The organism is Achromobacter sp. SIMBA_011 (assembly GCF_046535435.1).
Classification (GTDB): Bacteria; Pseudomonadota; Gammaproteobacteria; order Burkholderiales; family Burkholderiaceae_B; genus Achromobacter; species Achromobacter dolens.
Map to the genome: position 1 here is coordinate 527,712 of NZ_JAWRWN010000001.1, position 13,420 is coordinate 541,131.

13 protein-coding genes are annotated in these 13,420 nt (G+C 60.4%); all 13 read left to right on the forward strand.

Annotated features, from left to right (window positions below; translation table 11 throughout):
- The 13 genes from SB816_RS02480 to SB816_RS02540 all read left to right on the forward strand — a co-directional run bounded on the left by SB816_RS02480 (position 1) and on the right by SB816_RS02540 (position 13,399).
- Positions 1-1,410 (forward strand): mannose-1-phosphate guanylyltransferase/mannose-6-phosphate isomerase, encoded by a 1,410-nt coding sequence (locus SB816_RS02480; protein WP_240806472.1) that lies wholly within the window; start codon positions 1-3, stop codon positions 1,408-1,410.
- The gene (locus SB816_RS02485; RefSeq protein ID WP_144656097.1) at positions 1,400-2,374 is read left to right on the forward strand and encodes a GDP-L-fucose synthase family protein; all 975 of its coding nucleotides are present in this window, start codon (positions 1,400-1,402) and stop codon (positions 2,372-2,374) included. Before SB816_RS02480 ends, SB816_RS02485 begins: the two co-directional genes overlap by 11 nt.
- 14 nt (positions 2,375-2,388) lie before the next feature.
- Complete coding sequence (gene gmd / locus SB816_RS02490) at positions 2,389-3,489, forward strand: GDP-mannose 4,6-dehydratase (protein WP_144656094.1); 1,101 nt, start codon at positions 2,389-2,391, stop codon at positions 3,487-3,489.
- Between the two features lie 22 nt (positions 3,490-3,511).
- Positions 3,512-4,573, forward strand: a complete 1,062-nt coding sequence (locus SB816_RS02495) for a Gfo/Idh/MocA family protein (RefSeq protein WP_144656091.1) — start codon at positions 3,512-3,514, stop codon at positions 4,571-4,573.
- Entirely contained in the window at positions 4,566-5,039 is a 474-nt protein-coding gene (locus SB816_RS02500; RefSeq protein WP_205760198.1) for an acyltransferase, read from the forward strand. Before SB816_RS02495 ends, SB816_RS02500 begins: the two co-directional genes overlap by 8 nt.
- 133 nt (positions 5,040-5,172) lie before the next feature.
- Complete coding sequence (locus SB816_RS02505) at positions 5,173-6,276, forward strand: DegT/DnrJ/EryC1/StrS family aminotransferase (RefSeq protein ID WP_144656085.1); 1,104 nt, start codon at positions 5,173-5,175, stop codon at positions 6,274-6,276.
- A 3-nt stretch (positions 6,277-6,279) separates the two neighbouring features.
- The gene (locus SB816_RS02510; protein ID WP_144656082.1) at positions 6,280-7,806 is read left to right on the forward strand and encodes a lipopolysaccharide biosynthesis protein; all 1,527 of its coding nucleotides are present in this window, start codon (positions 6,280-6,282) and stop codon (positions 7,804-7,806) included.
- 31 nt (positions 7,807-7,837) lie between these two features.
- Positions 7,838-8,458 carry an imidazole glycerol phosphate synthase subunit HisH gene (hisH, locus tag SB816_RS02515; protein ID WP_144656079.1) on the forward strand — a complete coding sequence of 207 codons (621 nt, stop codon included), beginning with the start codon at positions 7,838-7,840 and terminating at the stop codon, positions 8,456-8,458.
- 20 nt (positions 8,459-8,478) lie between these two features.
- Positions 8,479-9,216, forward strand: a complete 738-nt coding sequence (locus tag SB816_RS02520) for a HisA/HisF-related TIM barrel protein (RefSeq protein ID WP_205760197.1) — start codon at positions 8,479-8,481, stop codon at positions 9,214-9,216.
- Positions 9,213-10,370 (forward strand): N-acetyl sugar amidotransferase, encoded by a 1,158-nt coding sequence (locus SB816_RS02525; RefSeq protein WP_144656072.1) that lies wholly within the window; start codon positions 9,213-9,215, stop codon positions 10,368-10,370. The genes SB816_RS02520 and SB816_RS02525 overlap by 4 nt, the downstream gene beginning before the upstream one ends.
- Positions 10,363-11,742, forward strand: coding sequence for a hypothetical protein (locus SB816_RS02530; RefSeq protein WP_410546467.1), 1,380 nt, complete (start codon positions 10,363-10,365; stop codon positions 11,740-11,742). Before SB816_RS02525 ends, SB816_RS02530 begins: the two co-directional genes overlap by 8 nt.
- Positions 11,739-12,830 carry a glycosyltransferase gene (locus tag SB816_RS02535; protein WP_410546468.1) on the forward strand — a complete coding sequence of 364 codons (1,092 nt, stop codon included), beginning with the start codon at positions 11,739-11,741 and terminating at the stop codon, positions 12,828-12,830. Before SB816_RS02530 ends, SB816_RS02535 begins: the two co-directional genes overlap by 4 nt.
- Positions 12,830-13,399 (forward strand): acyltransferase, encoded by a 570-nt coding sequence (locus SB816_RS02540; RefSeq protein WP_144656060.1) that lies wholly within the window; start codon positions 12,830-12,832, stop codon positions 13,397-13,399. The genes SB816_RS02535 and SB816_RS02540 overlap by 1 nt, the downstream gene beginning before the upstream one ends.
- Positions 13,400-13,420: the final 21 nt, after the last annotated feature.

The window sequence follows — 13,420 nt, forward strand, 5'->3', positions numbered from 1 at the left end:
ATGATCACTCCAATCGTGCTCTGCGGCGGCTCCGGCACCCGCTTGTGGCCGTTGTCGCGCAAAAGCTATCCGAAGCAGTTTGTGCCGCTGATTGGCGACAAGAGTCTTCTGCAACTGACTCTCGAGCGTCTCTCGCGTCTGGCGCCGGCCGCCGTGGCGGTTGCCGCCGACGAACATCGCTTCATGGTGACTGACGTTTTCCAGGCAGCGAACATGCCAGGCACGGTGATTCTGGAACCGGCGGCGCGCAATACGGCGGGCGCCATGGCACTGGCCGCGCTGTTTCAGTTGCGGACTGGCGATGGATTGCTTTTGTTCTGCCCCGCCGATCACCACATTCCGGACGTCGCGTCCTTCGCCGCCACTATTGAGCAGGGCGTGCCGGCCGCTCGTACCGGCTCGATCGTCACGTTCGGTGTGGTGCCGACTTTTCCTAGCACCGCCTATGGCTATATCCAATATGGCGCCAAGCGCGTCGACGGCGGCAGCCAGGTGCGGCGTTTCATCGAGAAACCCGAGGCGGCCAGGGCCCAGGAACTGCTGCTGCAGGGGGATGTCCTCTGGAACGCGGGTATTTTCCTTTGCCTGGCCAGCAGCCTGATCGCAGCACTGGAGCGGCACGCGCCGGACATCCTGGCGGCTTGCCGCGCCGCGATGCAGAATGCGCCTGAAGAGACGTCTCCCAGCGGCCATCGCTTTGTCCGTCCGGAAAGTGCGAGTTTCAGCGCATGCCGTTCGCAGAGTATCGACTATGCCGTCATGGAACCGCATGACGACGTGGTGGTTGTGCCGTTTAACGGACAATGGAGCGACGTGGGCAGCTGGAATGCCGTTGCCGATCTCGAGCAGGGCGACAGTGAGGGCAACCGCGTGCACGGGCAGGGGTATGCCCATCAGGCCCGTTCTACCTTCATCCACGCGCCGCATCGCCCGGTCGTGGCGTTGGGCACGGAGGACCTCCTTATCATCGATACACCAGATGCCGTGCTGGTTTCGCATCGGGACAATGCCGAGCAGGTCAAGGACGTGGTCTCTCGCCTGGCCGATTCCCAATGTGCGCAAGCGATTATGCACCGCAAGGTCGCGCGCCCGTGGGGATGGTATGACAGCATCGATATCGGCGAACGGTTCCAGGTCAAGCGTATTGGCGTAAAGCCAGGCGCTTCGCTTTCGCTGCAAAAACACCATCATAGGGCGGAGCACTGGATCGTCGTCAAGGGAACCGCCGAGGTTACGCGTGGAAGCGACACCTTCCTGCTGTGCGAGAACCAGTCCACCTATATTCCGATCGGTGAGGTCCATAGATTGAAGAACCCCGGCAAGACGGAGCTCGAGATCATCGAGGTGCAATCGGGCGGCTACCTGGGCGAAGACGATATCGTGCGTTTGGAAGACAATTATGGGCGTTGAAGACAAGATTTACGTCGCTGGCCACCGCGGCATGGTGGGGTCGGCGATTGTTCGCAAGCTGCTGGCCCTGGGGCATCCAGAGGATCTGATCGTTACGCGCTCGCACGCGGAGCTGGATCTGAAGGACCAGAATGCCGTGCGTGAGTTTTTTCGCCAGGAGCAGCCGCAGCAGGTCTACCTTGCGGCCGCGAAGGTAGGCGGAATCCATGCCAACAATACTTACCCGGCCGAGTTCATCTATGACAACCTGATGATCCAGGGCAATATTATCGACGCCGCTTTTCGCAATGGCGTGCGTAAGCTCTTGTTCCTTGGGTCCAGTTGCATATACCCGCGGCTGGCGCCGCAGCCCATGCGCGAGGACGCGTTGCTGACAGGCACCCTGGAGGCGACGAACGAGCCCTATGCCGTAGCCAAGATCGCCGGCATCAAACTGTGCGAGAGCTACACCCGCCAGTATGGCGCCAGCCATGGCGTTGATTACCGCAGTGTGATGCCGACAAATCTGTATGGTGTGGGCGATAACTACCACCCCGAGAATTCACACGTGATTCCGGCGTTGCTGCGCCGCTTCCACGAAGCCAAGCTCAACAAGCTCGAGAGCGTCTCGGTCTGGGGCAGCGGTACGCCGCGGCGCGAGTTCCTGTATGTGGACGATATGGCGGCTGCCTCCGTTCATGTCATGAACCTCGAGCAACAGGTCTACCAGCAGCACACGCAGCCCATGCTGAGCCACATCAATGTGGGCACGGGCCACGACACGACCATCCGGGAGTTGGCGGAGACCATCGCGAAAGTGGTCGGCTTCGGGGGCGCGATCACCTTCGATGCGAGCAAGCCCGACGGCACTCCCCGAAAGCTGATGGATAGTTCGCGCATTAATTCGCTCGGTTGGCAAGCAACAGTCAGCCTCGAGGACGGGCTGGCCATTGCCTATTCCGATTTTTCAAAAAAATACACTTGAGCAGGATCCATACCATGGAAACCAAAGCAAAAAAGAAGGTTGCCCTGATTACTGGCGTGACGGGCCAAGACGGTTCCTATCTGGCAGAGTTCCTGCTGAACAAAGGCTATATCGTTCACGGCATCAAACGCCGCACCAGCTTGTTCAATACGGATCGTATCGATCACCTGTATCAGGATCCGCACGAGAGCGAGCGCCGGTTCATTCTCCATCACGGTGACCTGACCGACAGTTCCAGCCTGGTGCGGATCATCCAGCAGGTCGAGCCCGACGAGATCTATAACCTGGCCGCGCAAAGCCACGTGGCCGTCAGTTTCGAAGAGCCCGAGTACACCGCCAATTCGGACGGCCTGGGCGCGTTGCGTATCCTCGAGGCGATCCGCATTCTGGGGATGGACAAGAAGACCCGCTTCTACCAGGCGTCGACCTCGGAGCTTTACGGCCTGGTGCAGGAAATTCCGCAGAAGGAATCCACCCCGTTCTACCCGCGCAGCCCGTATGCCGTGGCCAAGCTCTACGCCTACTGGATCACGGTGAATTACCGCGAGGCCTATGGCATTTACGCTTGCAACGGAATCCTGTTCAACCACGAAAGCCCGGTGCGCGGCGAGACCTTCGTCACCCGCAAGATCACACGTGCGCTGGCGCGCATCAAGCTTGGCCTGCAAGAATGCCTGTATCTGGGCAACCTCGACGCCAAGCGCGATTGGGGCCATGCCAAGGATTACGTCGAGATGCAGTGGATGATGCTGCAGCAGGACCAGCCGGAGGATTTTGTCATTGCCACCGGCGTGCAGTTCAGTGTGCGTGATTTCGTCGATGCCGCCGCGAAGGAACTTGGCATGAAGATCACCTGGGAAGGCGAGGGCGTCGATGAGAAAGGGCGCAATGAAGAAGGCAAGGTGATTGTCGCGGTCGATCCGCGCTACTTCCGGCCGACCGAAGTCGAAACGCTGCTGGGCGATCCCACCAAGGCTCGCGAAAAATTGGGCTGGACGCCGAAGATCACTTTCGAGCAGTTGGTGGCCGAGATGGCCAGCGAAGATCTGCGTCTGGCGCAGCGCGACGAACTGGTCAAGCAGCATGGCTTCACTGCCATGAACTATCACGAGTAATCCACTCAATCACGGAATAGCTATGTACAAGTTTGCTTTGGTTGGCTGCGGACGAATCGCCAAACGGCATGCCGAGTTGCTCAGCGGCGTGGTGGGCGGCGCGCAACTGGTCGCGGTTTGCGATACCGACGAGGCGCGGGCGCGCAGCTTTGGTGAAAAATACGGCGTGGCCTGGTTCACCGATATGGACGAAATGATGGCGAAGGCTTCGCCCGATGTCGTGTCGGTGCTGACGCCCAGCGGCATGCACAAGGACCACGTGGTCCGCCTGGCTCCGTATGGCAGGCACATCGTGGTCGAGAAGCCGATGGCGCTGACGCTGGATGATGCCGATGCGATGATCGCCGCTTGCGATCAGTACGGTTGTCGGTTGTTCGTGGTCAAGCAGAATCGCTTCAACGTTCCTGTGGTCAAGTTGCGCGAGGCGATCGAGCAGAAGCGCTTTGGCAAGCTTGTAATGGGGACGGTTCGTGTCCGCTGGTGCCGTACGCAGGCCTATTACGATCAGGATTCCTGGCGCGGCACGTGGGCGCTGGACGGTGGCGTGCTGACCAATCAGGCCAGCCATCACGTGGACTTGCTGGAATGGATGATGGGCGATGTGGAATCGGTGTTTGCCAAGAGCACCACCGCGCTGGTCGATGTGGAAACGGAAGACACCGCGTTGGCCATCCTGAAGTTCCGCAACGGCGCCATGGGCTGCATCGAGGCCACGACCGCGGCGCGCCCGAAGGACCTGGAAGGCTCGATCTCGGTGCTGGGCGAGCGTGGCACCGTGGAAATCGGCGGCTTTGCCGTCAACCAGATGAAGACCTGGTCGTTCACGGAGCCCCAAGCCGATGACGGAGAAGTCCTCGAAAAGTACTCTGTCAATCCGCCCAACGTATACGGATTCGGGCACCAGGCTTACTACGAGCACGTGTTGGATTGCCTGGAAAGCGGCAAGCAGCAACTGGTGGACGGGCTTGAGGGTCGTCGTAGCGTCGAGCTGATCACCGCGCTCTATGAGTCCATCGAGACTGGTCGCGAAGTCGCGTTGCGTTTCACGCCCAAGCGGTGCCGCCTGGGGATGCGCAGTGAGTGACAACCAGCCACAGCTGCTTGAATGCGCGATCCGCGACGTCAAGTTCGGCGTCGGGGTTAAAGTCGTGCAGCCAGCCAATATTTATGGCTGCGACATCGGCGACGGTTGCTTTGTCGGCCCATTTGTGGAAATTCAGAAAGATGTCCGCATTGGCGACCGGACGAGGGTGCAGTCGCATGCATTCATCTGCGAACTGGTGACGATAGGCGCCGATTGCTTTATCGGGCACGGCGTCATGTTCGTGAATGACACGTTTTCCACAGGCGGCCCGGCCCGTGGTCGCAAAGAGTTGTGGCGCAGCACGCGCATCGGTGATCGCGTTTCCATCGGTTCGAACGCGACCATCATGCCGGTGGAGATATGCGACGACGTCGTGATCGGCGCCGGCGCTGTCGTCACGCGCAATATAACTGCCCCCGGCGCATATGCCGGCAATCCGGCGAGGCTGCTTCGGCCCCGTACTTGAGCCACGATGTTCGTGGCAAATGCCCGGGCGGCGGGTCGCGATCGCTGGCGACACGATCCCGCAAGCCCCGGTCGAGATGCCGCGAACCGTTGCCCCCAATAACGAATTTCTTGTCCTAGACCGCAAAATCGCCATGAACGTTCCATTCGCCGACCTGCACTCCCAATACCTATCGATCAAGAGCGATATCGATGCAGCAATCGCTGAGGTCATCCGCACATCGGCCTTCATCAGAGGCCCGTTTGTTGACAAGTTCGAAAAGGAATTTGCCACGCTGTTCGAGGCGGCCGAATGCGTCTCGTGCGCCAATGGTACGGATTCGCTGTACATCGCGATGCATGCCCTGGGCGTGAAGCCGGGCGACGAAGTCATTGTGCCGGCACACACGTGGATCTCGACATCCGAAACGGTGAGCCAGACGGGTGCCAAGGTCGTGTTCTGCGATACGGACAAGGACACTTTCACTATAGATGCGGCCCAGATCGAGGCAAAGATTACGCCGCGCACGGTTGGGATCATTCCCGTCCACCTTTATGGACAGCCCGCGGATATCGAAGCGATCGTGGCGATTGCCAAGCGTCACAAGCTATGGGTGCTGGAAGACTGCGCACAAGCCCATCTGGCGCAGTTCAAGGGTAAGCAAGTCGGCACGTTCGGAAATGCCGCGTCGTTTTCGTTCTATCCCGGCAAGAACCTGGGTGCGATGGGCGACGCGGGCGCGGTGACGACGCCTGATACGGAACTGGCCAGACGCATGGCAATGTTCGCGCGTCATGGCGGGTTGAAGAAGGGCGACCACCGCATGGAAGGCATCAACAGCCGCCTTGACGGACTGCAAGCCGCCATCTTGTCGGTCAAACTGCCGCACCTGGCGGCCTGGACCCGCCGGCGCCAGGAGATCGCGGCGGAGTACGATCGTCGCCTTTCGGCGATCTCCGGGGTCACGGTGCCGACGGTTGCCGCCGGCCGCACGCACGTCTATCACCTGTATGTGATTCGCCACGAAGCGCGTGACCAACTGGCCGCGCATCTGGCGCAGCGTGGCATCCAGACGGTTATCAACTATCCCATCGCGCTGCCGTTCCTGCCTGCCTATGAGCATTTCAACCATACGCCGGAACAATTCCCCAATGCGCACCATAACCAGTCGCGCATCCTGTCGTTGCCGATCTTTCCTGAGATGACCCAGGAACATATCGACGCCGTGGTCGATGCGGTCGCCAGCTTCGGACGCTAGCTCATGGCGCATGTCGAGGCGCGCGAGCCGCGGAGGTTGGGGCTTGCGGGCGCGTCCAGCCGCAATCTGCTTGCCTTCGCATGCACGTTGCTTGCCCAGTTCATCACCGTTCCTCTGGTGGTGCGCTGGGTCGGCCTTGACGCGTTCGGGGTAGCCAGTCTCGTCATTGCATTGACCGCACCCCTTACCGTGGCGGGCACGGCGTTGGCGCAGGCGATGACGCGTGAGATGTCTGCCCGTATCGGCCAGAGCGACCATGATGGCGCCAAACGCGCGCAAGAGACCGCGCGCGTCCTGTGCCTGCTCGTGTGTGGCGCGGGCGCCGCGTTGATTGTCGGACTTGGGCCGTGGTTGCTCGGCGCCATTGGCGGCAACGATTATTCCGCCAGTGCAGGCTGGCCATTGTTTTTCTGGGCTGCCGCCGGTTGGGCTGGACAGCAAGCGACGTTGTTGAATCAGGGGGGCTGCGCCGCCTTCCAGGATTTCGCACGCATGGCCCGGGTTGCCGCAATTGCCGCGCTGGTGACGGTCGCCGCCACGCTTGGAATGACCTACCTAGCGCCCACAGCCACCGGTTACATGGCGGGGTTTTCGCTTTCCTGGGTTTTGACGTGGCTGTGCTGGATCGCTACCAGCAATCGCAGCAAGTGGCTGCCAGCATGGCATCTGGACCGACAGGCGCTGGGGCCATTGCTGCATTTCGGCAAGTGGCAGTCGGCCGCGCAGTTGGCGGGCGTCGCCAGCAATCAGGTCGATCGCTACGTCCTGGCAGCCATGGTGCCCGCTTCCGTGGTGGGTCAGTACAGCACCGCCAAGCGTCTCGAGGAGGCTGTTTACATTGGCGTCATCAAACTCACGGAAGTGTTGTTTCCCTATTTTGGCGCGACTTCTGGCGAGTCCCTCGAGTCGCGTCAACGCTTCTTCGTCAAAGCGTCGTGGTTGGTTGGAACGCTGAGCGTGGCGGTGCTGGGTCCCATTGTGCCGCTGGCCGATGGGGTGCTGCGAATTTGGGCGGGCTCCGAGGCGGCGGTCGGGGGCGCATTCCTGCTGCAGGTGCTGATTCTGGGCGGTGTTTTTGGTTGCGGCTCCAATGTATTCACGTATTGCGCCATGGGCTTGAACCTGAACGCGCTGGTCGCGAGGTTGGCGTGGATATATTCGCTGCTGACGGTGGGCGCGTCTGTGGCGCTGCTCTGGTGGTTGGGGCCGATTGCCGCGGGTGTGGGGTTGCTGGCCGCCAGCGTGGTTCGCGTCATTATCGCGATGGCCTGGGTGCGCCGGGATCTATTCCCGCAAATTGGCTGGTCGACGTTGATCGCCTGCACCGGCATGCCCATGCTGGCCGGTGTCGCGATCGCCCTGGGATTGGCCTATGCCGGCAGGGGGCTCGTGTTGAGTTGGTGGGCAGTCATTTTGCTCTATCCGGTCATTGCCGCGTCGATTGCCTTCACGTCGATCGCCCTGACGAGTTTGAGTGGCGCGGGCCGGGTGATCCTGGCGGCGCTGAAGTCGTCGTTGCGACAGGCTTGAGACGAAATTAATTCGATAAGGAAAGTCTCCGATGATCACTGTGGTTGATTACGGTGTGGGCAATATTGGCGCGCTGTTGAACATGTTCGACTACCTGGGCATCGATGCTCAGGCGAGTGGTGACGCCGATACGATCGTCAACGCTCAGCGCCTGGTGCTTCCGGGTATCGGCGCGTTTGACAAAGCCATGTCCACGTTAAACGAACGCAACCTCGTGACTTCGCTGAATCAGGCGGTGCTGGTCAAGCGAACGCCTGTCATCGGCGTGTGCCTGGGTATGCAGTTGCTGGCGCGACGCAGTGACGAGGGCGTGTTGCCGGGGCTGGGCTGGATCGATGCGGACGTCCGCCGTATCGAAGTCACGCCTCAGTCGCGTCTGAAAGTGCCGCATATCGGCTGGGCGGATATTCGCCTGGCTTCACCCAGCTCGCTGTTTCCGCCGGTCGAGGAGACAGAGCGCTTCTACTTTGATCATGGTTATCACATGGTTTGCGACAACCCGGCTGACGTGGCTGCCGTCATCGACTACGAGAATGTGCTGTGCTGCGCGGTCGAGCACGGCAATATCAGCGGTGTGCAATTCCATCCCGAAAAGAGCCACCGCTTCGGTATGCGCTTGCTGCAGAACTGGGCGATGAAGGTGAGCCAATGAGGAAACGCCTGATACCCGTCATGCTGCTCGACCGCCGGCGCCGCCTGGTAAAAACGGTACGCTTTGGTGAGCGTACCTATATCGGGGACCCGTTCAATGTGATCCGGCTCTTCAACGAGAAGGAAGTGGACGAAATCTGCGTCCTCGATATTGACGCGACTACGGACGGCAGGACGCCGGACTTCGGTTTTCTGCGTGAGCTCGCCAGCGAGTGCTTCATGCCGTTGTCGTATGGCGGAGGCATCGCTACGATGGCACACTGCGAGCAGCTAAATCGGCTGGGCGTGGAGAAGTTCGTCTTCGGCACTAGTGGCTACGACCTTGATTTTATAGCGCAAGCCAGCGGCGCGCTGGGCTCCCAGGCTATCGTAGGCTGTGTCGACGTGGTGGCGGGGCTGGACGGCGCGCAATGCGTCAGCAACTCGGGGCGCCAGCCCCGTGCCGTCACGCCCCTCGAGCATTGCTTGGCTTTGCAACGGGCCGGCGCTGGCGAAATCATCCTGCAGTCGGTGGATAACGACGGCTCGCGCCAGGGCATGGATCTGGACCTGATCCATGATATTTCGCACCGTCTTGATATCCCCCTGGTCGCTTTGGGAGGCGCTGGGGAATTGGCCCACTTGGGTCAGGCATTGGCGGCGGGTGCGTCGGCGGCCGCATCGGGCAGTACGTTCTCCTTTATTGGCAGGCTGCGCGCTGTACTGGTGACGTATCCCGGCAGAGCCGAAATCGACCAGCTTTCGCGGGAGTATGCATGAAGCCCGAAGACAATAAGGCATATCGCGTATGCTCCTTCTGCGTCATGGACAGCAGCAATCCGGCCATCCTCTTCGATGCGGCGGGACAATGCAATTGCTGCAGCAGCGCATTGCAGCGCCGTTCCCATGAATGGTGGCCGGATGCGTCGGGTGCCAAGCGCATGCAGGCCATGGTCGATACTCTGCGGGCCGCCGGCAAAGGCAAGCCGTACGACGTCATGATCGGCCTGAGTGGTGGCATCGACAGCGCATATCTGGCTCACCTGGCGGTGCGGGAACTGGGCTTGCGTGTCCTCGCTGTGCACGTGGACGGCGGATGGAATTCGGAGCCGGCCGTGCGAAATATCGAGTCGCTTGTGCGCGCACTGGATATCGACCTGCATACTTATGTGGTGGAGTGGCCGGAGATGCGCGACCTGCAGGTCGCCTTTCTCAAGGCATCAGTGTTGAATCAGGACATTCCCCAGGACCACGTGTTCTTTACGACGCTGTATCGGACCGCACAGAAGTTCGATATGCGCCACTTTCTGAGCGGCGTGAACTACTCTACGGAAAGCGTGGTGCCCCCGGGATTCGGTTTTCCCTACAGCGATGACGTGCATCTGCGCGCGGTGCATCGCAAGTTCGGCACGCAGGCGTTGGAAACGTATCCCGTCATGCGTTTTGTCGAGTTCCTGTGGCTAACCCGCATCCGCAAGCAACTGACGGTGCACCGTCCGTTGAACTACATCGATTATCACAAGGATCGGGCTCAGGAATTGCTGCGTCAGCAGTACGGTTGGCGAGACTACGGCAGCAAACACAGCGAATCGCGCTTCACCAAGTTCTACCAGGACATTTATCTGCCGCGCAAATTCAACTTCGACAAGCGGCGCCTGCATCTGTCAAGCCTCATCGTATCGGGTCAGATGACGCGCGAGGCGGCGTTGGAAGAACTGGAGAAGCCGGTCCTGACGCCCGAGCAGGCACGGCGGGATGTCCGTTTCGTGGCCAAGAAGCTGAATCTCCAGCCTGCTGAACTAGAGGCGCTGATCGATGCGCCACCGGTGGCGCACACGGCATATCCCAACCAGCAACGCCTGTTTACGATGGTCACCCGCGTCAACAGCGGACTGCGGCGGCTACGCGCACTTGCGAGAGGCGGCCGTGGCTGACCTTTCCACCGTGCTCATGATGGTGTTCTACGTCTTCGCGGGCGTTTACGCCTATAAGGTCGTGGGCATCAATTTGACGGCCTCCTCGGTGCTGTTCAGTCTGATGTATCTGTTGCACGGGCCGGCATATCTCTACTACACCCGGGTGTGGGGGCCGGAAACCGAGTTCTTCTGGACGATCCTGTCATCCGCGCCTCGTGCTGACGTGATCGGGACGATCGACATCGCGATGGTGCTGACGTTTACCTTCGTTGCCTTGGGGATCAGTTGCGCCGACTGGGCCATGAAGTCCTCTCCGCGGGCGCTACGAAGCGCTCTGAACGCTTGGAGTGCGAGCGGAGTCGCCATTTCCTCCCGGGCCAGCCGCCGAACCGTGAGTCTGGCGGCACTGTGCATCGTCCTGGTACTCGTGCCTTTTGCAGTGCATGACAATCAACTCGGAAAGAGTTACGAGTATTTCACCTCCAGCCTGGGGGAGTTCGCCAAGATCGAGATGCGCAGGGAGGCCGGGGGGAGCGATTTTTACCTCTACAACCTGGCGCTGTCGACTTTCCTGACGTTTCTCGCCTTTGAACTCTTCGCCTTGGTAGTATCTCGGCCGCGTAAGTCCCTGCTGGTGTTGGCGGCAGTGTTTCTTGGGCTTGTGATGTTGGCAAAGGCGTCGTCGTTGAGCAAGGCGCCGCCGGCGATTTTCGTGCTGCAGTTGCTGGTGGTGCGCTACGCCTTGCGCTCGTTGCAATTTACCGGCTTGCGCATGCTGTTTCTGACTGCCATGGCCGTGGTGCTGTTCGCGGTGATGGTGACCATTGCGATTCCCGAGTTGCAGAGCCTGATGTCTGTCGCCGACTTCCTGTTCTATCGCCTGTTCATGATCGTCAATGAAAGCCTGCTTGAGTATTTCTCGGCGATTCCCTACGTGCTGGATCACACCTGGGGCGCCAAATTGAGCGGTCTGAGCTGGCTGATGAATGCGCGTGCAGACCTGCCCACCTTCTGGCTTGTGGGTGAAGTCCACCGCGGTGTGCTCGGGTCGACGACCACGGTCATGTTCGCGGGCGATGCATGGGCGGAGTTCGCCTGGGGAGGGATCATCGCGATGGGCTTCATTGCCGGGTTCGTGACTCGCTATGTCGATATCACCCTGATTGCACGGCGCGGCAAATCCATTTCGACCGTGGCGGGGTTGGCGCTGGCGCACTACGGCATATTCACGGCGCTGAGCACCTCCTTGCAGACGGCCATGATTACTGGCGGACTCATTCTGGCCGTTCCGTTTGTCTGCATGATGGAAGGGGCGGTAATACGCAAGCGACCCCGCGCCGCGAGCGAAGGCGGATCGGCCAATGAACCGCCTTCTGGGAGTCTTTCATGAGGTTGTTTCAGAATTCCGGTGTTTACCGGGCCTACTTCACGCGGCTGCATCGGCTGACGCGCGGCTTGACCTCTTTCAACGCCTGCCGCGCCGCTTTTCTGGCCGACCGCTTCAACGCCAGTCATTTCCTGCTGCCGACGCTGACAGGCGACGAGTCGGCGTTTCTCACCAATGGTGACGATGAGCAGCTGCAGAAGATGTGGGCGGCCGAACAGGGCATGTCCGCCGATGCCGACCTTGGCGCCATCCTCCTGGCCCAGATTGAGCATCACCGCACCGAGATCTTCTACAACATGGACCCCATGCGATACGGCAGCGAATTCATCCGCCGTTTGCCGGGGTGCGTGAAGCACTCGATTGCGTGGCGAGCGGCGCCTTCAGCGGGGGGCGACTTCGGCGCTTACGACCGCATCGTCTGCAATTTCCCCGCGATCCTGCAGTCCTATCGGGATCGCGGCTGGAAGGCGGCCTTTTTCGCGCCGGCGCACGATCCCGTCATGGACCGCTACGCCTCCAACACAGATCGGCCGATCGATATTCTCTTCGTCGGCGGCTACAGCCGGCATCATCGGCGCCGCGCCGAGGTGCTTGAGAAAGTGGCGGAGCTCTCTGATCGATTCCAGATCCGCTTCCATCTCGACCGGTCGAGGCTGACGAAGCTCGCGGAAGCGCCGTGGGGGCACCTGTTGCCGCTGGGCAAGCACAGAAGGCCACGCGCAATCCGCCGGATGAGCGACGCCCCCGTTTTCGGTCTGGATCTGTACCAGCAGTTGTCCAGGGCGAAGATCGTCCTTAATGGCGCCGTGGATATGGCGGGCGAGGATCGCGGCAACATGCGCTGCTTTGAGGCGATGGGGTGCGGAGCCTTGATGTTGAGTGATGCCGGCCGCTATCCGCAAGGAATGCAGGACGGCGTGAATATGTTGACTTACCGTGATGGCGACGACGCGGTGCGCTTGGCTCAGGACATCCTTGCGAAACCCGAGGCACTTCACCGCATGGCTGCGGCGGGGCATGAATCGGTGTCGACGATCTACAGCAAGGCCTCCCAGTGGCGGGATTTCAAGAACATTGTGGAGGCGTTGTGATGCGTGTATTGCGTAGTGTCGTCAATGCGATGATGTCGCTGTTCATGCGGCCGTTGCTGAACATCGAATTGGGCGAACGTAGCCAAGTCCGGTGGTGGGGCTTGCGTAGCGCCCGGAGCGGTCGTATCAGGATTGGCGAGGATTCTCTGATCCATTGCCGCATCGCGTTCGACAGCCCAAATGGCAAGGTGACGATCGGTGACCGCTGCTTTATCGGCGCCAGTCTGCTGGTCTGCCATTCCGATATTCGCCTCGATGATGACGTTGTCATTTCCTGGGGCGTGACGATTGTCGATCACAACTCGCATTCGATCCATTGGCCGGAACGCAGCCAGGATGTCCTGGAATGGCGCCAACATCGAAAGAACTGGGAGCACGTGGCAATTCGTCCGGTGCATATTGAAAGGCGTGTCTGGATCGGTTTCGGCGTGAGCATTCTGAAGGGAGTCACCATTGGCGAAGGGGCCGTGGTCGGCGCTGGCAGTGTTGTCACCAAAGACGTGCCTCCCTACAGCGTGGTGGCCGGAAATCCCGCTTGCGTGGTTCGCCAGCTGGAACCTCAACCCTAGATGGAAGTTTGATCGGAACAG

What these genes read in the sequence shown, in the direction of transcription:
- SB816_RS02480 (WP_240806472.1), top strand. Translation starts at nt 1, where the DNA reads ATGATCACTCCAATCGTGCTCTGCGGCGGCTCCGGCACCCGCTTGTGG.
- SB816_RS02485 (WP_144656097.1), top strand. Translation starts at nt 1,400, where the DNA reads ATGGGCGTTGAAGACAAGATTTACGTCGCTGGCCACCGCGGCATGGTG.
- gmd (WP_144656094.1), top strand. Translation starts at nt 2,389, where the DNA reads ATGGAAACCAAAGCAAAAAAGAAGGTTGCCCTGATTACTGGCGTGACG.
- SB816_RS02495 (WP_144656091.1), top strand. Translation starts at nt 3,512, where the DNA reads ATGTACAAGTTTGCTTTGGTTGGCTGCGGACGAATCGCCAAACGGCAT.
- SB816_RS02505 (WP_144656085.1), top strand. Translation starts at nt 5,173, where the DNA reads ATGAACGTTCCATTCGCCGACCTGCACTCCCAATACCTATCGATCAAG.
- SB816_RS02510 (WP_144656082.1), top strand. Translation starts at nt 6,280, where the DNA reads ATGGCGCATGTCGAGGCGCGCGAGCCGCGGAGGTTGGGGCTTGCGGGC.
- hisH (WP_144656079.1), top strand. Translation starts at nt 7,838, where the DNA reads ATGATCACTGTGGTTGATTACGGTGTGGGCAATATTGGCGCGCTGTTG.
- SB816_RS02520 (WP_205760197.1), top strand. Translation starts at nt 8,479, where the DNA reads ATGCTGCTCGACCGCCGGCGCCGCCTGGTAAAAACGGTACGCTTTGGT.
- SB816_RS02525 (WP_144656072.1), top strand. Translation starts at nt 9,213, where the DNA reads ATGAAGCCCGAAGACAATAAGGCATATCGCGTATGCTCCTTCTGCGTC.
- SB816_RS02535 (WP_410546468.1), top strand. Translation starts at nt 11,739, where the DNA reads ATGAGGTTGTTTCAGAATTCCGGTGTTTACCGGGCCTACTTCACGCGG.
- SB816_RS02540 (WP_144656060.1), top strand. Translation starts at nt 12,830, where the DNA reads ATGCGTGTATTGCGTAGTGTCGTCAATGCGATGATGTCGCTGTTCATG.